This is a genomic window from Pseudomonas sp. KB_12 (genome assembly GCF_052114545.1).
Lineage (GTDB): Bacteria > Pseudomonadota > Gammaproteobacteria > Pseudomonadales > Pseudomonadaceae > Aquipseudomonas > Aquipseudomonas brassicacearum.
This window is the reverse complement of the sequence record NZ_JBFREY010000020.1, coordinates 20,138-37,637: the sequence shown is the minus strand read 5'-3', so window position 1 is coordinate 37,637 and position 17,500 is coordinate 20,138. Positions and strand designations below refer to the sequence as shown.

Here is a 17,500-nt window from a genome sequence, read left to right as displayed (position 1 = left end):
CGTTGCACTCGGCAGCTCCTACAGGCGCAGTCCTGCAGGAAGATAGCCTCGCCTCAATAGGCTTTCTCGCCGCTGGGCACCCCATCGAAACTTTCCGGGCCGCACGACAGTCATCAAAAGACACAGGCAGTACGAGGTCATTGGCACGGGAGGGATTCATGACGGCGATCCACATTGGTATTTCCGGCTGGCGCTACACGCCTTGGCGGGGGGATTTCTACCCCAAGGGGCTGACCCAGAAACGGGAATTGCAATTCGCCTCGCGAGCGGTCAATAGCATCGAAATCAATGGATCGTTCTACGCCCTGCAACGCCCCGAACGGTATGCCCAGTGGTACGCCGAGACACCGCCCGGCTTCGTGTTCAGCGTCAAGGCGCCGCGTTTCATCACCCACATCAAGCGCCTGCGGGACATCCGCAAGCCCCTGGCCAATTTCTTCGCCTCCGGCGTGCTGGAGCTCAAGGAGAAGCTGGGCGCGATCCTCTGGCAGTTTCCGCCCAGCTTCAAATTCGACCCCGAGCTGTTCGAAGACTTCCTCAAGCAACTGCCCCACGACACCGAAGGTGCCGCTGCCCTGGCCCGCGAGCACGAGCCGCGCCTGGACGGCCACGCCAGCACCACCACTGACAAAAAGCGCCCACTGCGCCACGCCGTGGAAATACGCCATGACAGCTTTGTCGACCCGCACTTCGTCACGTTGCTCAAGCGCTACGACGTGGCCCTGGTGATTGCCGACACCGCCGGTAAATGGCCCTATCGCGAAGACGTCACCAGCGATTTCGTCTACCTGCGCCTGCACGGCGCCGAGCAGCTGTACGCCAGCGGCTATACCGACGAGGCGTTGAAGCGCTGGGGCGACCGGATCGAGGCCTGGAGCCACGGCAAGCAGCCCGCCGACGCCCACCTGATCGACCCCGACAAGAAGCCCCGGGCCCGCAAAAGCCGGGAAGTGTTCTGTTATTTCGACAACGACATCAAAGTCCGCGCGCCCTATGACGCACGCCACCTGCTGGAACACTTCCACCTGGACAAGGACCTCGCCACCGCGCCCGGCGAGCGCCCGGCCGAAGGGGTATTGCCATGAACCGCCCGGAAACCAGCGAAGCGACCCACGAGCCGCCCCAGCAACAGGCCCAGGCTCTCGACCGGGTCAGCCGTTTCACCGTGCTGACGGTCAACACCCACAAGGGCTTCACCGCCCTGAACCGGCGCTTCATCCTGCCGGAACTGCGCGAAGCAGTGCGCAGCGTGTCTGCCGATGTGGTGTTCTTGCAGGAAGTCCACGGCACCCACGAACACCACCCCCAGCGCTACAGCAACTGGCCGAGCATGCCACAGTACGAGTTCCTGGCCGACAGCCTCTGGCCGCAGTTCGCCTACGGGCGCAACGCGGTGTACCCGGCGGGCGACCACGGCAACGCGCTGCTGTCAAAATTCCAGATCATCCGCCACGACAACCTGGACGTGTCCATCAGCGGCCATGAAAACCGCGGCATGCTCCACAGCGTGCTGCGCCTGCCGGGCGATGGACCGCAAGTGCATGCCATTTGCGTGCACCTGGGGCTGCGCGAAGGTCATCGTGTCGAGCAACTCAAGCTGCTTTGCCAGCGCTTGAGCGAACTGCCGCCCGACGCGCCCGTGATCGTCGCTGGCGACTTCAACGACTGGCGCGGCAAGGCCAGTGAACTGCTCGAACCCTGCGGCCTGCGGGAAGTGTTCGCCGAACAGTGGGGCAAACCGGCCCGCAGCTTTCCGGCACGCCTGCCGGTCCTGCGCCTGGACCGCATCTACGTGCGCAACCTCAAGGCCCGCCATCCCAAGGTGTTGAGCGTACGCCCCTGGTCGCACCTCTCCGACCACGCACCGCTGTCGGTGGAGATCGAATTATGAGCGCGACGATGAACAAGGCGACGGTAGAGCAGGTCGAGGCGTCACCCACCGAGCGCAACCCGGCGCTGGCCGATATCGAATACGGCTGGCACGGCAACAATCGCGTCAAGCTGCTGGAAAACGGCGAAGAGTATTTCCCCAGGGTCTTCGAAGCCATTCGCCGGGCCGAGGCAGAAATCCTCCTGGAGACCTTCATCCTGTTCGAGGACAAGGTCGGCTATGAACTACGGGACCTGTTGGTCGAAGCCGCCGCGCGTGGCGTGCGCATCACCGTCAGCCTCGATGGCTTCGGCTGCGGTGAGCTGACCACCGGTTTCCTGGCCTCGTTGAGCGACGCCGGGGTGCGCCTGCAGATGTTCGACCCGGCGCCACGGCGCCTGGGGATCCGCACCAACTGGTTCCGCCGCCTGCACCGCAAGATCGTGGTGGTGGACGGGGTGATTGCGTTTATCGGCGGAATCAACTTTTCCGCCGATCACCTGGGCGATTTCGGCGCCGAGGCCAAGCAGGACTATTCCGTGGAGGTCAAAGGCCCGGCGGTGGTGGATATCCACCACTTCGCGCTGTTGCAGAGTGGCCGGCCCGCCCGGGCCAAATACTGGTGGCAACGCCGCCGCAGCCGCCGCAACGAGCTGGCGTTCAACGACCACGACGGCCAGGTGCGCCTGGTCTACCGGGATAATCACGAACACCAGAGCGACATCGAAGAGGTCTACCTGCAAGTGCTGCGCAGTGCCCAGCGGCGGGTGGTGATCGCCAACGCCTATTTCTTCCCTGGCTACCGGTTGCTGCGCGAGATCCGCAACGCGGCACGGCGCGGCGTGGAAGTCCGGCTGATCCTGCAGGGCCAGCCGGACATGATGATCGCCAAGCTCGCCGCGCGCATGCTCTACAGCTACCTGCTCAAGGCCGGCGTGGTGATCTACGAATATTGCGAGCGACCGCTGCACGGCAAGGTCGCCCTGGTGGATGAGGACTGGAGCACGGTGGGTTCGAGCAACCTCGACCCACTGAGCCTGTCCCTGAACCTGGAGGCCAACGTGCTGATCCGCGACCGGGCGTTCAACCGCGAGTTGTTCGAGCGCCTCGACTACCTGAGCCGCAACCATTGCACCGCGATGCCCAAGGACCACGCCCCCCGGGGCCTGTTGTGGCGCATGACCATCGGTTTCATGGTGTTCCACTTTTTGCGCCATTTCCCGGCCTGGGCCGGCTGGCTGCCGGCCCATAAACCGCGTCTGAAACCATTTTCGCCGCCGACGGCGGTCCGGAGCGAACCCCATGAACCACTCTGAAGCGCACGCCGCGCCGAGAGATGCCCATGCGCCGGAACAGTCCAAGCCAAAATCCCGCTGGAGCCGCTGGAAAAGACCGCTGACCCTGGCGTTTTTCCTGCTGTTGATCGTGCTGTTCACCACCCTGGCCCGACGCATCGACTGGTCGGAGGTGTTCGCCACCCTGGCCGATTTCAAGGTGCGCACCTTGATCATCGCCGCCGCGCTGACCATCACCAGCTTCATCACCTATGCCTGCTTCGACCTGATCGGCCGCACCTACATCCGCCAGAAACTGGGTTGGCGGCAGATCTTGCCGGTGGGGGTGATCAGTTACGCGTTCAACCTCAACCTCAGCGCCTGGGTCGGTGGCATCGCCATGCGCTACCGGCTGTATTCGCGGCTGGGGGTCAGCACCGGAAACATTGCCAAGATCCTCGGCCTGAGCCTGGCCACCAACTGGTTCGGCTACATGACCCTGGCCGGCGTGGTGTTCAGCAGCGGCCTGGTGACCATGCCACCGGGCTGGAAACTCAGCAGCGATGCGTTGCAAGGCGTCGGCGCGCTGTTGCTGCTGGTGAGCGCGGGTTACCTGGTGGCCTGCCGATTTTCCAAGCGCCGGGCCTGGACCGTTCGCGGCATGGAAATCAACCTGCCTTCACTGCGCATGGCGGTGCTGCAACTGGCGCTGGGCGCGTTGAACTGGTCGTTGATGGCGGCGGTGATCTTCACGTTGCTGCCCAGCAAACTGGATTATCCGGTGGTGCTCGGGGTGTTGCTGATCAGCAGCATTGCCGGGGTCATCACCCACATTCCGGCGGGGCTCGGGGTGTTGGAAGCGGTGTTCGTTGCGCTGCTGCAACACGAAGTGTCCCGGGGTAGCCTGCTGGCGGGGTTGATCGCCTACCGGGCGATCTACTTCATCCTGCCGTTGCTGATTACCGTGGTGATGTATCTGGTGATCGAGGCGAAGGCCAAGGCGTTGCGGGTCAAGCCTGGGCTCAAGTGAGGGTTTGCCTAGCCTGGCCCCATCGCGAGCAAGCTCGCTCCCACAGGGGAGTTCATTGTGGGAGCGAGCTTGCTCGCGATGAGGCCCGCCTGAACACCACACATCTACCGCTCCTGGATAATGCTCAACCGCTCTCCCACCACCATTTCCGTGATCCAGTCCACCAGGATCGAGGTGTAGGCCTGCTGTGACACGGGGTCGCTCAAGGCATGGTCGGCACCGTCGATGATCCGGTGGGTCAGCGAGTGGGTCTGCTGGCACGCCGCCCGGTAGCTCATGATGGTGGCATGGGGCACGTAGGCATCGGTCTCGGACTCCACCAGCAATACATCGCCGGTGAACTGCGAACACGCATGCAGGGCGCGATTGGTTCCGGCGTGCACCAGGGTGCTGCGGTAATCCAGCAGGTCGGTCTTGTCCAGGTCGCGCTTGGGCGTGTGCCATTGCTCGTCGCGGTACAGCGCCGGTACCCGCAGGGCCAGCCAGCGTACCGGACGCAACGAAGTCAGGATCGAAGCCAGGTAGCCGCCATAACTGGTGCCCACCACGGCAATCGCCGAGGTATCCAAGGCCGGGTGGGCGAGCAGTCGGTCATAGGCCGCCAACAGGTCTCGCAAGTTGTCCTCGCGGGTGACCCGCGCCAACGGGATCCCCGCCCCGCCGGTGTGCCCACGCAAGTCGAAGGTCAGGCACACGCAGCCCAGGCCGGCGATGCCTTTGGCCCGTTCCAGGTCCCGCTCCTGGCTGCCACCCCAACCGTGCACGAACAACACGCCAGGGACCTTCGACTTGGGACTCAGGAATGTCCCGTTCATGCGTTCATCGTCAATCTCGATCTGAATGGTTTCACTTCTAGCCGTCATAGGATTGAACCGTTACGTATTTGAGAAGGAAGTCGCCGTTGTGCGCCGCGCCGCGATAGACCTCCCTCGCGCCGGGCGGCAGCGGTTGCTCGGTGTAGGTCTCCACCGAGGACACCCGCACCGCGCTGGTTTGCGGCGTTTCGACGAACACCTGCAACGCCGCCAGTTCGGCGCTGCTGGCGCCGCCCATGCGCCATGACTGTTCCAATACGCCGCCACGGGGCTGGCCGGCGGCATCCAGGCCCTGGGCAATGTCGTAATTACGCCGCGATGCAAAAAAGCTCGGGTAGGCCTGGTTGGCGGCGTCATCGAACACTTGCGCCAGGCGCACCGCCTCGCGCACATCGTCAGGCAGTTCGAGCCCGAGCAACTCGATGTAGCCGCCCTGCACCACCAGCAGGTCCGACCCGCCGTACACCTCCAACCCTTCGCTGTCGTGGGTCAGGTGTTGCACACCGCAATAGCTCAGGACCTTACCGTTGATGAAGCTCTGGCCGACGCTCTGGGTCTTAACCTCGTTGAGGTGTTGTTCCAGCGCCACCCCATCGCGAAACAGCGCCTGGGCATCGGGCTCGGCGACGATTTCATCGAACTGCGCCAGGCTCTTGATCAGCCGTTGCCCACGTCCGGCACAGGCATGGATCGGCTTGAGGCGAATCGGCCCGGAGTACAGCAAATGTTCGGCGGCCGGGCGCGCATCCTTGAGCGAAAAGACCGTCACGCCATCGAGTACCGCGCCTCGCGTGAGCTTGGCAAACAGCGGCGACCAGCCTTTGGGCGCCACGGCGTCCTTATTCAACAGACCGTGGGTAATCGCCTTGGTGCAGATAAAATCATGCTCGACATACCCGCCCCACACATCCTCCGGCCCCTTGACCCCCAGGCGCATCAAGGTTTCGCTGCCGATCAGGGTTTGCGTGGGCAACAGATAAAGATCATGAGCGGCCTGAGGGTCATGACTGTCGCCGTACTCCCATCCCAGGATCTGTGCCAGCCACTGGGCCAGTGCACGGTTGGTCTCGACCTCATGGCGCGGCGCTTGTGGATTGACCGAATAGGCCACTACCCGCTTGTTGCGATTGACTGGTGTCATGCGTTGCCCTTTTTCCTGCGCTCGATGGCTTTAGATAAGGGAAGGTGCAGAGATCAGGCCAACGAGGTAATGGCGATGAGGGTCAGCCAAGCGGGCGCGTCGGGAGCAATTGATAGCACCGGGCCTGTTTCATTCTGCACGAGAGACGGCAGGCATCCGGCAAATTGCACGATCTCCAGCAGCATACGCCCCCTCCTGTGGCGAGGGAGCCTTGCTCCCACAAATCCCCTCGCCACAAGGGTTCAGTGTCAGCCCTTGGGAGCATTCGGCGGGCTTACCCCAAACCGCGCCCGGTAATCGCTCGGCGCCAACCCGGTGATTTTCTTGAACGTCGCGCGAAAGGCGCTCGGGTCCTGGTAACCGACGGTCCAGGCAATGTGGTCGATGGTGCCATTGGTGAATTCCAGCATTTCCCGGGCCTTGCCGACGCGCAGGTGCTGGCAGTATTCGGTGGGCTTGAGCCCGGTGGCGGCGCGAAACCGGCGCAGGAAAGTACGTTCTTCCAGAGCGGCGCGTTCGGCCATCGCAGCGAGGGAAACCTCCACCGCGCCGCTGCTCTGCAACCAATGCTGGACCTTGAGAATCGCCGGGTCGCCATGGCCGAGGATGGGCGCAAAATTACTGCCGCACTGGCTCGCGCTGTCGCTGTGCTCGACCACCAGAAATTGCGCGGTGCGCGTGGCGATGCTGGGCCCGAGCAAGCGGTCCACCAGGCGCAGCCCCAGTTCCGACCAAGCCATCAGCCCGGCGGTGGTGATCAGGTCACCGTCGTCGACGATGGGTTTGTCGGCGTTGAGCTTGATCTTCGGGTAACGCGCGGCAAAGGTCTTGGCCGAAGTCCAGTGGGTGGTGGCGCTGCGCCCGTCGAGCAAGCCGCTTTCGGCCAGCAGGATCGAGCCCACGCAAACCCCGCCCAGCACTGTGCCGTCGGCATGCTGCGCCCGCAGCCAATCCATCAGCGCCTGGGAGACCAAGCCTGCACTGAAACCGGCAAGGGACGGTGGAATCAACAACGCCACCAGCTTGCCCGCCGGGCCGGTTTCGCTGTCGAACACCCGCAGCGGAGCCTCGCCCTCCTCCGCCCGCCAGTGACTCACCCGCAGCGTTGGCAACTGCACGCTGGCATGCTCGGCCGCGATCCGCTGCGCCACGGCAAACAGATCGGTCAAGCCATGCACCGCCGCCAGTTGCGCGCCAGGGTAAATGAGCACCCCAAGCTCGGCGACTGCCCTTTGCTGCGTCATTGTCAGTTTTCCCTCGCTTATTGTCGTTGCGGCCAATCCTCGAAGCGACGGCAAAAGCCAATACTGGCTTCACACCCAATCTGATCGAGGAAGCCCCCATGTCCAAGCAAGCGCTCATCGTAGTCGATATCCAGAACGACTACTTCCCCCAGGGCAAATGGCCGTTGGTCGGCGCCCACGCCGCCGCCGATAACGCCGCACGCTTGATCGAAGCCTTTCGCCAGGCCGGCGACAGCGTGGTGCATATCCGCCACGAATCCACCTCCGACGACGCGCCCTTCTTCACCCCAGGCTCCGAAGGCGCACAGTTGCACCCCAAGGTGCTCAACCGCGCCGATGAACCGGTAGTGCTCAAGCACTTCGTCAATTCGTTTCGCGAAACCGAACTGCAAGCCATCCTCGACCAGCACGGCATCGAACAACTGGTGGTGGTCGGCAGCATGAGCCACATGTGCGTTCACGGCGTGGTGCGGGCGGCAGCGGACCTGGGCTACGGCGTCACGGTGGTCCATGATGCCTGCGCCACCCTCGATCTGGAATTCAACGGCGTCGTCGTGCCTGCTGCCCAGGTGCATGCGGCGTTCATGGCCGCGCTGGTTTTTGCCTACGCGAGTGCGGTGAGCACCGAGCAATTCCTGGCGGCCAATCGCTGAATACACGGCACATCGAAAAAACCGCAAAAAAACCGCGCTTCGTCGGCGAAGTGCGGTTTTGCCTCAAGCATCAACGCTGTGCCTGGAAGCGCTCACACATCCAGCACTTGCAGCAACCTCGGCATCGTCGCCACGAATCCCATCTGCTGCGCTTCGCGCGCCATCCCTTTCAACTTCTCGCCGCTGGCTTGATCGGCGCTGCGCAGCCACTGCCCCGCCACGTCGATCAACCGCACATGGTGGGTGATCCAGGCGCATGACGCCGACTCGGGCAATGCCGCCATCTGTTGCCCATGCCAGATCGCCTGTTCGGTATTGCCCGCCAACAGGCAGGTTTCAGCGGCGGCCACGCGAAAGCGCAAAGCGTTGTGGGCCAGGCAGGCCAGGGTGAGCTGGGCTTCGCCCGTCGCCAAGGCCTGCTGGCTGAGCGGCCCATCGTCGCTGATCATCGCCAGGCTGCCGTAGACCCACGGCCCGATGTAGCGCTGCAGCTCGAAGCGCTCCACCAGGCTCGCCGCCTCCATGATCAAGGTCTGCGCCAGTCCGCGCTCGCCCTGGCGCAACGCCACCCGCGCCAACCCTTCCAGCAGGATCGCTTCGAAACGGCTGGCGCCGAGGTTGCGCGCCAAGGCCAGGGCGCAGGTCAGCTCTTGCTCCGCCAAGGCATCCTCGCCGCCCGCCACCAGCACCCAGGCCGCCGTGAGCCGCGAGAAAACCTGTGCCCGATGATTGCCCAGCCGGGTGCTGCATTCGATGGCCTCCATGGCGTCACGCAAAGCCTGCTCCGGCTGGCCCAGGTACAGCTGCGCCGATCCACGGGCGCTGCGATTGCCCGCCTCCACGTGCGCCAGCCCATTGCGCTCGCACAGGCGTACGCATTGATCGAACACCTCGTAGGCGGTCTGCATGCGCCCTTGTGCGTAATAGGAGTCGCCAATGCCACTCAGGGCCTTGGCCTCGGTTTCCAGATCCCGGCCGATGCGGGCACAGGACAAGGCCTCTTCATGGAGCCGGCGACACTCAGCGTAATCGCCCCGTGGAAAGTAGATGTTCCCGTGCAAGTGATTCAACCGGGTCAGCGCCGTATGCGCCTGCATGGCCCGGGCGATGGGCAGCATGTCCTCGATCAGGCGCTCCTCCTCGTCCAGGCAATCGAGGGTATTGAGGACCGCTGCCAGCCCCAGCGCAGCCTCGATCTGATCCCGTGGCTGCTCGGCCAATACCAAGGCCCGCTGGAAATGCGCCCGGGCCTCCAAGGTCTGGCCCAGGCCCGAGCACGCCTGGCCGCACAGCAACGCGAAGGAAAAATCGCCCTGCGTACGCTCGGCAAACGCCGCGCACTGCCGCGCCAGCGCAAGGACACCGTCGTACTGGCAGGCCAGGCGTTTATCGCCCATGGCAAGCAACAGCGCGTCGAACGCCGCCGGATCGTTGGCCCGCAGCAAATGCTGGGCATAGAGCACCCGGTCGCGCTCGCGGTAGAGGCTCGCCACCTCACCGTGCAACTGCTCGCGAAGCAACGTGGGCATCGCGTCGTAGAGGCAGTGCATGACCAGGTCGTGGACAAACAGATAGCTGCCTGGCTCGACTTCCCGCAGCAGCCCCTGGCGCATGTCCGCCGTCGGCAGATAACCGGGCTGCCCCAGCGCTTGGCGCCACAGCGTCAGCTCGAAACGATTACCCAGCACCGCGGCGTAATGCAGGGCACGACGTTGCTCGGGGGCCAACTTGTCAAAGCGGGTCTGGACCAGATGGCGCAGACTGTCGGGGAAAATACCTTCCTGGCTCGACAGCAGTTGCGTCAAGTACAGCGGATTGCCCTGGGCGCGGGCAACACATTCAGCCCGGTAGCTCGGATCGACATCGATGAATTGCTCCGCCAGGACCGTGGCCTCCCGCGCCCGGATCGGCGCGATGTCGAGCAGACTCATGGGGCTGGAGGAATACGAGCGGATTTCGCCGCCCAGCGGGTCATCTTCGGGACGGGACGTGAGCAGCCAGACAACCGGGGCTTCGTCAGTGGCATCGAGCAGCTTGCCCAACAGCGTAAACAGCGTGGTGTCGCCCCAGTGCAGGTCTTCGAAGCAGATCACCAAGGGTTGTTGCACCGCGACGCGCAGCAACACGTCGAGCAAAGCCTGGAACAGCCCCTGGGTACGGGCCTGGTTGCTCATCGCGCCATACAGGATGGGCGGCTCGGCAGACGACACGCCCGTCAGCACTTGCAGGAACATGCGATGCTCGGCAGCCACTTTCAGGCGGGACAGGGCCGCGTCCAACAACGATGCGCTGATGGGCGGCGCCCCACCGAGGTTGAGCAGGCTGGCCACCAATTGCCCCAGGGGCCACAGACTGTTGTCCATGCCGAAATCCAGCACATCGCCGCGATGGCAGGCAAAGCCACGCTGCCGAGCCATTTCGAGAAACTCGCTGACCAACCGGGTCTTGCCGATGCCCGCCATGCCGCGCACATAGACGACGTGCCCGTCCTGGCATTCCTGGGTGGCTTCGATCACTGCCTTGAACTGCAACAGCTCAATGGCTCGCCCCACCAATGGACGCGGTGCGTTTTCGTCGAGGCTGCGCGGGCGCAGGCATTTGCGATAGGCCTGAAACTCATCGTCGGAGGCGGAAAACTCAAACCGGGCAGCGAGTTGTTCCAGCAGGTTCTGCGCAACATACACCGGCGCATTCCCATGACGATCCAGCAACGGCTTTTGTGCGAGCAAAGCAGGCTCAACATGGGGGTATGTCGCTTCAGCACTCAAGCGCACAAGCCTCAGCACCAAGGCATGCCCGGGCGTGACGAATTGCTCGCGGCTCAGCGCCAACGCGCAGAGCAGGCCTCGTTCGCTATCGCTGCGATACGCCTGCGGAGAGCCGAATTGGGCGATCACAACATCCTGCGTCATCCCTAGTGGAACGCCACCGAACTGACGCACCAGACGCTCGACTTCATCCATGAACGTCGCCCCTGGCAACCCATCGATACGAAAGGACAGTTCAAGTACATAGCGAATGACGCTGTCATCGACCTGTTTCTGCGCCTGTTGCGCAAAGGCCACCTGGTGCAGTTCGGTCATCGTCTGTTGGATGTGCACCAAAGCCGCCGAGGCGGGATCGCCCAGCAGCGCACTCACATCGACCCCGAAGGCCGTCGCCAGGTGCCGAGCGGTGCGATAAAGCACTGGCTTGCCGGTTTCAGCGCGCTTGATGGAGGCGATCGAGACGCACAAATGCCGGTTCAGGCAGGCCTCGGCCAAGGTTTCCTGACTCAGTCCATGCTGTTTGCGCAGTCCTTTCAACGACACCGCGTCCAGCAGCACACGACCGTCGGATATCGAGGCATCACGCTTGGGCAGGGCAGCAAAGGTATTGTGTCGGGAGTCCATGTCGATAACCCTTCTACCCTGGGACAACGGCAGCCGATCGAGTGTACTCCAGCACCTCTCTGCGGGTTAATGAAAAGATGGCATTTGGCCTGATACCAAACTGATACCGGACTGACACTGCTCTGGACTGTCCGGTTATCACGGCCCTCCCGATACTCACTCCCATCAATTGGCACCCAGTTGATACAACCTGAACGATGGGAGAAAGGCGATGAACGATGGACTGAAGGGCACCGCAGGCGACGACTTGCGCGATATCGGCGGTTCGCAACTGCTGGGGCGTGGACTGAACCGGCTCGATTGGGCCGGCGACAGCAAGGAGTGTCAGAAGGTCGGTGATACCGAGTCGGGCAAACGTGCCGTGCCGTACCGGAAAACAGCCTACAACGTAGGGAAAAACGTCACCATGTCCACCGTCGTGGCCACCGAAAATTTCTCAACCGAGACGTTTTCCTCCCGCGACGAGTTCGAAAAACATACCCAGACCAGTGTCGAAGCCTCCGGTAAATACGGCGCCTTTTCCGCCGGTTTCAAAGTCACCTTCGGCAGTGACATCAAGACGCTCGAAGAGCGCGAAGCCGCGCTCTACAGTCACACGGTGCGGTTATGGAAACTGACCTTCGAAGTCAATCCGGCCAATGCGACTGAAGCGTTCAAGAAGCGTGTCGATGACCTGCCCAAGGCGTTCGATCCGGGCAATCCGACAGCGTTTTTCAACTTCCTCGTCGATTTTGGCGCCGATATCGTCAGCGAAGTGACCGTCGGCGGCTCGCTGAACTATGCGATGACCGCGCTCAAGAGCTTCCTCAGCCAGACCAACACCCTCGATGCGATGGTCAAGGCCGAATACGGCGCCTTTGTCAGCGGTAGCGCGACCACCTCGATCTCGGAAACGGTCAAGAAAAACATCGCCCACCGCAACGCCAACCTGACCACCCAGGGCGGTACGCACGCTATCGCGTTCAATGCAGTGGACCCCAGCAACTGCAACGCGGAGTTCGGTAAATGGCGTGAATCGCTGTCGGACGACCCTACGGTCGTGGAGTTGAAAATCTCGCCGGTCTATCGTTTCGTCAAGGAAGGCGAGGCCCGTACGGCACTGGAGCAGGCCTACCAGTGGTACACCAGCTACAAGGCGGAAATCGAAGCCAATTGGCAGGAGTCGGTGGTGGTCCTCGGTCGCTCCGGGCGGCAAACCACACCCAAGGCAGCGGCAACCGGCCCGGCCTTGCGAATGGTGTTCGTCGACAACAAAAGCAAGGAAACCAGCGAGAGCTTCCACTACCCTCCCGCCGCGAATGCATCGACCACGGAATTTGAACAGTTCTGGGATGGGCTGGCCCTGCTGCTGAGACAAAAAAGCGGGCAGAAACTGCTGATGGCCACTGAACGCTGGCCGCGCGACTCACGCTACTACCCGGGGTACGCCATGCGCGAGGCCCTGCTGGCCAACGGCGCCAGCGAAGTGTCGCTCGCACGTTGGGAGACGCTGACCAAGCACATGCAACCCAACCCGTTGTCCGGCCTGACCTATGTGCTGGCAGGGAATGACTTCGAGGTGCCTGGTGTCGATGGCCTCATTGCCGGTTTCGGCCAGGCAGGCAAAGACCTCAACCCAACGGTGAAGATCAAGGCTCGGCTTTCCCACGACTCGTTCGGCAAGGTCAAGTTGGTAAAAACCGCAACGACCGAAGAAGACCCTCGCACCGCGCTGTACATCGTGCGCAACAATACCGACGCCAAACCGGCCCTGGCGGTCGATCCGCAAAACCGGACCCGTATCGCCATGCAGACGCCGGACAGGTGCAACCCAGGGCAATTCTGGTACATGCCCGAGTTGGAAAAACCCTACCCGGAAATCAACCACCCGGTACTGCTGATCAACTACGAGACGGGAACCTGCCTGCAGGGCATGCATGACCAGGGCGACTGCCGGCTCAAGCCCATCGAACCAGGTCGCCAGCAGGACGACGTCATTTGGGACCGGCGCGGCGATGAGGTGTTTCACCTGTTGATGGTCTACTACTGGATGGACGCCTTGTGCCTGACCCAGGTTGAAAAGCGCGCCGCCGTCCGGGCTTGGCGCCAGCCTCACGGCATGGATTGGTTGCGCGAGCAACATCGTCCGTATAGTTGATACCCGATAGTTACCCCCTGTGGAAGCGAGCTTGCTCGCGATGGCGCTGGTTCAGCTTGCTTCAATGTTGAATGTGCCGCCGCCATCGCGAGCAAGCTCGCTCCCACAGGTTTCGTGGCTTGATTGACTGCCATTCCCTCTAGCCCTCTTGCGTGCGTGGTCCCCATACGATGCAAGTCTTCAACAGTGTTCCCTTTATTGGCGACGGCGTGGAAACAGCGCTCGATCCCCGCCGCTTTCCCTATCTGTTCAACGACCATGGGTTGGCGCAGCCGAGTGTCCAGGTGCGCGGCAACCTGATCCCGCTCAGCCCCGAGAATCCATCCCTGTCCTTGGGCACTCGCTACTCCGGCATCAGTTGGAGGGACCGTGAGGTTCCAACGAACAGCGGCTCCTACTGGATCAAGACGTTCGACTTCCACGCCAGCGAAGTGCACTACGCCCCCATCTGGGCAACCAGGGAAACGGCGCAAGCCTTCGGCATGACCCTGCTCGGCAACGGCGAATGCCTGCGTTTCGAGTACGACCAACTGATCCTGGGCCAATACACCTACGGCAAATGGGCCGGCCACCAATCGCCCTACCTGGGCCCGGCGCGCCAGCGCGAGCTGCTGACCTACAACCCGACCGACCTCGAATACCACGACTTCCCCCACGCGTTCTTTTCCCGCTACGGACGCTTGCCGCTGGTGATCAGCGTCGCCCGCTGGCGTCCTGCGGCCAGGGAAATTTATCTGGCTGACCTGTGGCTGCGGCCCGGTGATGCACTGGTCCTGCCGCCCAAGCATTACCCCGACATTGCCTCCAGTGACGCCCACGGCGTCGAAAACTGGCCGGCCGTCGTGGACATGCACGGCAACCGAAACTCGGCGCTGGCCTGCTGGTTCGGGGAAGGCGAGGACTGTTTGCTGACGGAGACGATCCTGGCCAATTCGACCTTGATGAACTCCCCCCAGGGCAAACCGCACTATCACGAAGAGAAGACGCCGACACGGCATGAGTTACCGGCAAATTACCGACCGTGAGGGTGATAGCACGGCAGGCAAGAAATCTGGGCGGCGGGGGCCAGGAAGAACCCAACCTCGGGCGAACTGTTTTTTACTAGGCGTACTTGAGCAATAACGATAAGAATGGCCGGGTATTTTTCCCAAGAGCCAGCCGCATGAAACGCAGACGCCCGCCGCGCCTGGTCGAATCCCCGTTCCCGACCGCTACATCAGCGTCACGGCACCCGCCCACGTGGGATTGCTCAAGCGACGTATCCAGGCCGGGATTCCTGGGCACCATGATTTACGTTGCGGGGATGTTGCTGGCCCTGCCCGTCTACGGGCTGGCAGTGTTTACCATGATGCTGTTCAAGGTCGAAGGCCTGTCGTCCATTCACATGAGAATGATCGAAGATCCGCTGGTTCTAGCGCTCATGTTCATCAGCGCATTCGCGGCCGTCTGCGTGATCAACTGGCTCGCCTCCGGGCCCACGGTGCTTGGCTTCTGCTTCGACGAACGCCAGCAACGCCTCACCTTCACCCAGCGCCGCCCTGCCCGGCAAACCACCGAAGAATGCGTGCCGTACAGCGATATCCACTCCATCAGGCCCTACATAACGACCGCTTCCGCCCACTTTTGTCACTTTGTGGTGTGCTTCGCCGGGGCCAATGGCAAGCCGATCGAACTTCGGTTTTCGGATGTAACGGTGCGGGACATGGCGTTCCATGCCGAGTGGTTGAGGCAGTCGATTGGCGAGAGGATGCAGGAAGTATTGGATCTGGATTTGTGAGCATGACCGGGATTGCCCGGTGTCCTCAAGTCATGAACCTGGCCTGCGCCAATAAATAAAAAGCCCCAAGGGCAGAGTGCGCTTGGGGCCTTTTTTCAAACTATTGGCTGAGTAGTCTCAACCAGTAATCAGAACGGAATATCGTCATCAAAGCTGTCGAAATCCGGAGCCGGTTGCGGCGCGGCCTGTTGTGGGGCCGGGCGTTCGCGCTGTGGCTGTGGCGCCGACTGCGGACGAGGCGCCTGTTGACGCGGGGCCGGAGCCGACTGCTGGTAGTTGTTGCCACCTTGTTGCTGGTCGCCCTGTGGACGGCCGCCCAGCAGTTGCATGGTGCCTTGCATGTCGACCACGATTTCGGTGGTGTAACGCTTGATACCGTCTTTTTCCCACTCGCGGGTCTGCAACTTGCCCTCGATGTACACCTGCGAACCCTTGCGCAGGTATTCGCCGGCGATCTCAGCCACCTTGCCGAACATCGACACGCGGTGCCATTCGGTCTTCTCGACCTTCTGGCCGGTCTGCTTGTCGGTCCACTGTTCGCTGGTCGCCAGACTCAGGTTGGTCACGGCGTTGCCGTTCGGCAGGTAGCGAACTTCGGGATCCTGGCCGCAAGTACCGACCAATATGACTTTGTTAACCCCACGGGCCATAACGTTCTCCTAGGCTTCGCACGTAGTCGGGGCCGGGTTGTTCACCAGGCGCTCGAGCGTCGCGCGATCCAATAATTCGGTGTCGAGTTTGATATACACGGCCGCTTCGTCGGCGACCACCACTGCATCGGTTACTCCAACGACGGCCTTCAGACGCTCGGTCAGGCCAGCCTCACGAATCGCCTCGGGCGATAAGGGCAAGCGCAGGCTCGTCACATAGGGAGGTTCGCGCATGGTAACAGCAAAGGCGAACCAAAGTGCAGCCAGCGCGGCACAACCCAGGAACACAACCGACAAACCGCCATGCTGGAACAGCCAGCCGCCGAGGATCCCGCCCAACGCCGAACCCAGGAACTGGCTGGTGGAATAGACCCCCATCGCCGTGCCCTTGCCGCCCGCCGGTGAAACCTTGCTGATCAACGACGGCAGCGATGCTTCCAGCAGATTGAACGCGGTGAAGAACACCACCGTGCCGATCACCAGGGCCCGCAAGCTATCGCCGAACTGCCAGAAGAATAGCTCAGTGAGCATCAGCGTCATGACGGCACCGAGCAAAACTCGTTTCATTTTGCGTCGTTTCTCGCCATAGATGATGAACGGGATCATGGCGAAGAACGAAATCAGCAGCGCCGTCAGGTAGACCCACCAGTGCTGCTCCTTGGGCAGGCCGGCCTTCTCGACCAGCGCCAGCGGCAAGGCTACGAAGCTGGACATCAGCATGGCGTGGAGCACGAAAATGCCCAGGTCCAGGCGCAACAGGTCCGGGTGCTTGAGCGTCGGGATCAGTGCCTGGCGCGCCACCCCGGATTCCCGGTGCTGCAACGGCCCGGTGGCGTGCGGCACCATGAACGCCACGATCAGAATCCCCACCAGCGCCATGGCGCCGGTTGCCAGGAACAGGCCGGACAAGCCAAAGGCACGGGTCAGCAAGGGACCTACCACCATGGCCACGGCAAACGACAGACCAATGGTCATGCCGATCATGGCCATGGCCTTGGTCCGATGCTGTTCGCGGGTCAAGTCTGACAGCAGCGCCATGACGGCCGCGGAAATAGCCCCGGCACCCTGCAGGATGCGTCCGGCGATCACGCCCCAGATCGAGTCGGCATTGGCCGCCAGCACACTGCCCAGGGCGAAGACGATCAGCCCCAGGTAGATGACCGGACGCCGGCCGATGCGGTCGGAAATGACCCCGAACGGGATCTGGAAGATCGCCTGGGTCAGGCCATAGGCGCCAATCGCCAACCCGATGAGGGCCGGGGTCGCGCCAGCCAGGTCCATGCCATAGGTCGCCAGCACCGGCAACACCATGAACATGCCCAGCATACGGAAGGCGAACACCAGGGCCAGACCGCTTGCTGCGCGTGTCTCGCCACTACTCATGCGTTCGCTGTGGGGATCTTGCATGGAAAAACCTCATGTGAACCGGCGGCGATTCTACCAGTCCCATCGATTGAGAGGGTATATGGAGACCGTTTGCCGCGCAGTCTTCATGTATGGCTGCAATCGCACCTTCA

General features: G+C 62.4%; 15 protein-coding genes. 8 read left to right on the top strand and 7 right to left on the bottom strand.

The features are described from left to right. Positions 1-158 precede the first annotated feature (158 nt). The 4 genes from AB4Z20_RS17665 to AB4Z20_RS17650 are packed head-to-tail and all read left to right on the top strand — an operon-like array spanning position 159 to position 4,174. The gene (locus AB4Z20_RS17665) at positions 159-1,085 is read left to right on the top strand and encodes a DUF72 domain-containing protein (protein WP_253469821.1); all 927 of its coding nucleotides are present in this window, start codon (positions 159-161) and stop codon (positions 1,083-1,085) included. Continuing rightward, positions 1,082-1,891 (top strand): endonuclease/exonuclease/phosphatase family protein, encoded by an 810-nt coding sequence (locus tag AB4Z20_RS17660; RefSeq protein ID WP_442090316.1) that lies wholly within the window; start codon positions 1,082-1,084, stop codon positions 1,889-1,891. Before AB4Z20_RS17665 ends, AB4Z20_RS17660 begins: the two co-directional genes overlap by 4 nt. Further along, positions 1,888-3,186 carry a cardiolipin synthase ClsB gene (clsB, locus tag AB4Z20_RS17655; protein WP_320389526.1) on the top strand — a complete coding sequence of 433 codons (1,299 nt, stop codon included), beginning with the start codon at positions 1,888-1,890 and terminating at the stop codon, positions 3,184-3,186. Before AB4Z20_RS17660 ends, clsB begins: the two co-directional genes overlap by 4 nt. Next, positions 3,173-4,174 carry a lysylphosphatidylglycerol synthase domain-containing protein gene (locus AB4Z20_RS17650; protein ID WP_258689515.1) on the top strand — a complete coding sequence of 334 codons (1,002 nt, stop codon included), beginning with the start codon at positions 3,173-3,175 and terminating at the stop codon, positions 4,172-4,174. Before clsB ends, AB4Z20_RS17650 begins: the two co-directional genes overlap by 14 nt. Positions 4,175-4,278: 104 nt before the next feature. Here AB4Z20_RS17650 and AB4Z20_RS17645 read toward each other — a convergent pair whose 3' ends face one another. From AB4Z20_RS17645 to AB4Z20_RS17630, 4 genes are all read right to left on the bottom strand, one after another. Then, complete coding sequence (locus AB4Z20_RS17645; RefSeq protein WP_003206064.1) at positions 4,279-5,037, bottom strand: alpha/beta hydrolase family protein; 759 nt, start codon at positions 5,035-5,037, stop codon at positions 4,279-4,281. Then, positions 5,027-6,130, bottom strand: a complete 1,104-nt coding sequence (locus AB4Z20_RS17640) for a DUF3182 family protein (RefSeq protein ID WP_442090315.1) — start codon at positions 6,128-6,130, stop codon at positions 5,027-5,029. Before AB4Z20_RS17640 ends, AB4Z20_RS17645 begins: the two co-directional genes overlap by 11 nt. 53 nt (positions 6,131-6,183) lie before the next feature. Beyond that, positions 6,184-6,315: a hypothetical protein gene (locus AB4Z20_RS17635; RefSeq protein ID WP_258689517.1), complete on the bottom strand. Its 132-nt coding sequence runs from the start codon at positions 6,313-6,315 to the stop codon at positions 6,184-6,186. Positions 6,316-6,378: 63 nt separating this feature from the next. Beyond that, complete coding sequence (locus AB4Z20_RS17630; RefSeq protein WP_253469838.1) at positions 6,379-7,374, bottom strand: GlxA family transcriptional regulator; 996 nt, start codon at positions 7,372-7,374, stop codon at positions 6,379-6,381. A 98-nt stretch (positions 7,375-7,472) separates the two neighbouring features. Between AB4Z20_RS17630 and AB4Z20_RS17625 the strand changes: the two genes are divergently transcribed. Further along, positions 7,473-8,027: a cysteine hydrolase family protein gene (locus AB4Z20_RS17625; RefSeq protein WP_253469840.1), complete on the top strand. Its 555-nt coding sequence runs from the start codon at positions 7,473-7,475 to the stop codon at positions 8,025-8,027. 92 nt (positions 8,028-8,119) lie between these two features. On the opposite strand, the gene AB4Z20_RS17620 is transcribed toward AB4Z20_RS17625, so the two are convergent. After that, positions 8,120-11,419 (bottom strand): AAA family ATPase, encoded by a 3,300-nt coding sequence (locus tag AB4Z20_RS17620; protein ID WP_442090314.1) that lies wholly within the window; start codon positions 11,417-11,419, stop codon positions 8,120-8,122. 211 nt (positions 11,420-11,630) lie between these two features. Here AB4Z20_RS17620 and AB4Z20_RS17615 point away from each other — a divergent pair, with 211 nt between their 5' ends. From AB4Z20_RS17615 to AB4Z20_RS17605, 3 genes are all read left to right on the top strand, one after another. Next, a complete protein-coding gene (locus tag AB4Z20_RS17615; RefSeq protein WP_253469846.1) occupies positions 11,631-13,556 on the top strand; it encodes an MAC/perforin domain-containing protein in 1,926 nt (641 codons plus the stop codon). A gap of 170 nt (positions 13,557-13,726) precedes the next feature. Next, positions 13,727-14,581, top strand: a complete 855-nt coding sequence (locus AB4Z20_RS17610) for a hypothetical protein (protein ID WP_442090313.1) — start codon at positions 13,727-13,729, stop codon at positions 14,579-14,581. A 137-nt stretch (positions 14,582-14,718) separates the two neighbouring features. After that, positions 14,719-15,333 carry a hypothetical protein gene (locus tag AB4Z20_RS17605; protein WP_442090312.1) on the top strand — a complete coding sequence of 205 codons (615 nt, stop codon included), beginning with the start codon at positions 14,719-14,721 and terminating at the stop codon, positions 15,331-15,333. Positions 15,334-15,461: 128 nt separating this feature from the next. Here the strand turns inward: AB4Z20_RS17605 and AB4Z20_RS17600 are convergent, their stop codons facing one another. Further along, the gene (locus tag AB4Z20_RS17600; protein WP_003206078.1) at positions 15,462-15,983 is read right to left on the bottom strand and encodes a single-stranded DNA-binding protein; all 522 of its coding nucleotides are present in this window, start codon (positions 15,981-15,983) and stop codon (positions 15,462-15,464) included. A gap of 9 nt (positions 15,984-15,992) precedes the next feature. Then, positions 15,993-17,390, bottom strand: coding sequence for an MFS transporter (locus tag AB4Z20_RS17595; RefSeq protein ID WP_018612247.1), 1,398 nt, complete (start codon positions 17,388-17,390; stop codon positions 15,993-15,995). Positions 17,391-17,500: the final 110 nt, after the last annotated feature.

Excerpts from the sequence above, each read along its gene's own strand:
- AB4Z20_RS17665 (WP_253469821.1), top strand. The coding sequence starts at position 159 with ATGACGGCGATCCACATTGGTATTTCCGGCTGGCGCTACACGCCTTGG.
- AB4Z20_RS17660 (WP_442090316.1), top strand. The coding sequence starts at position 1,082 with ATGAACCGCCCGGAAACCAGCGAAGCGACCCACGAGCCGCCCCAGCAA.
- clsB (WP_320389526.1), top strand. The coding sequence starts at position 1,888 with ATGAGCGCGACGATGAACAAGGCGACGGTAGAGCAGGTCGAGGCGTCA.
- AB4Z20_RS17650 (WP_258689515.1), top strand. The coding sequence starts at position 3,173 with ATGAACCACTCTGAAGCGCACGCCGCGCCGAGAGATGCCCATGCGCCG.
- AB4Z20_RS17645 (WP_003206064.1), bottom strand. The coding sequence starts at position 5,037 with ATGACGGCTAGAAGTGAAACCATTCAGATCGAGATTGACGATGAACGC.
- AB4Z20_RS17640 (WP_442090315.1), bottom strand. The coding sequence starts at position 6,130 with ATGACACCAGTCAATCGCAACAAGCGGGTAGTGGCCTATTCGGTCAAT.
- AB4Z20_RS17635 (WP_258689517.1), bottom strand. The coding sequence starts at position 6,315 with ATGCTGCTGGAGATCGTGCAATTTGCCGGATGCCTGCCGTCTCTCGTG.
- AB4Z20_RS17630 (WP_253469838.1), bottom strand. The coding sequence starts at position 7,374 with ATGACGCAGCAAAGGGCAGTCGCCGAGCTTGGGGTGCTCATTTACCCT.
- AB4Z20_RS17625 (WP_253469840.1), top strand. The coding sequence starts at position 7,473 with ATGTCCAAGCAAGCGCTCATCGTAGTCGATATCCAGAACGACTACTTC.
- AB4Z20_RS17620 (WP_442090314.1), bottom strand. The coding sequence starts at position 11,419 with ATGGACTCCCGACACAATACCTTTGCTGCCCTGCCCAAGCGTGATGCC.
- AB4Z20_RS17615 (WP_253469846.1), top strand. The coding sequence starts at position 11,631 with ATGAACGATGGACTGAAGGGCACCGCAGGCGACGACTTGCGCGATATC.
- AB4Z20_RS17610 (WP_442090313.1), top strand. The coding sequence starts at position 13,727 with ATGCAAGTCTTCAACAGTGTTCCCTTTATTGGCGACGGCGTGGAAACA.
- AB4Z20_RS17605 (WP_442090312.1), top strand. The coding sequence starts at position 14,719 with ATGAAACGCAGACGCCCGCCGCGCCTGGTCGAATCCCCGTTCCCGACC.
- AB4Z20_RS17600 (WP_003206078.1), bottom strand. The coding sequence starts at position 15,983 with ATGGCCCGTGGGGTTAACAAAGTCATATTGGTCGGTACTTGCGGCCAG.
- AB4Z20_RS17595 (WP_018612247.1), bottom strand. The coding sequence starts at position 17,390 with ATGCAAGATCCCCACAGCGAACGCATGAGTAGTGGCGAGACACGCGCA.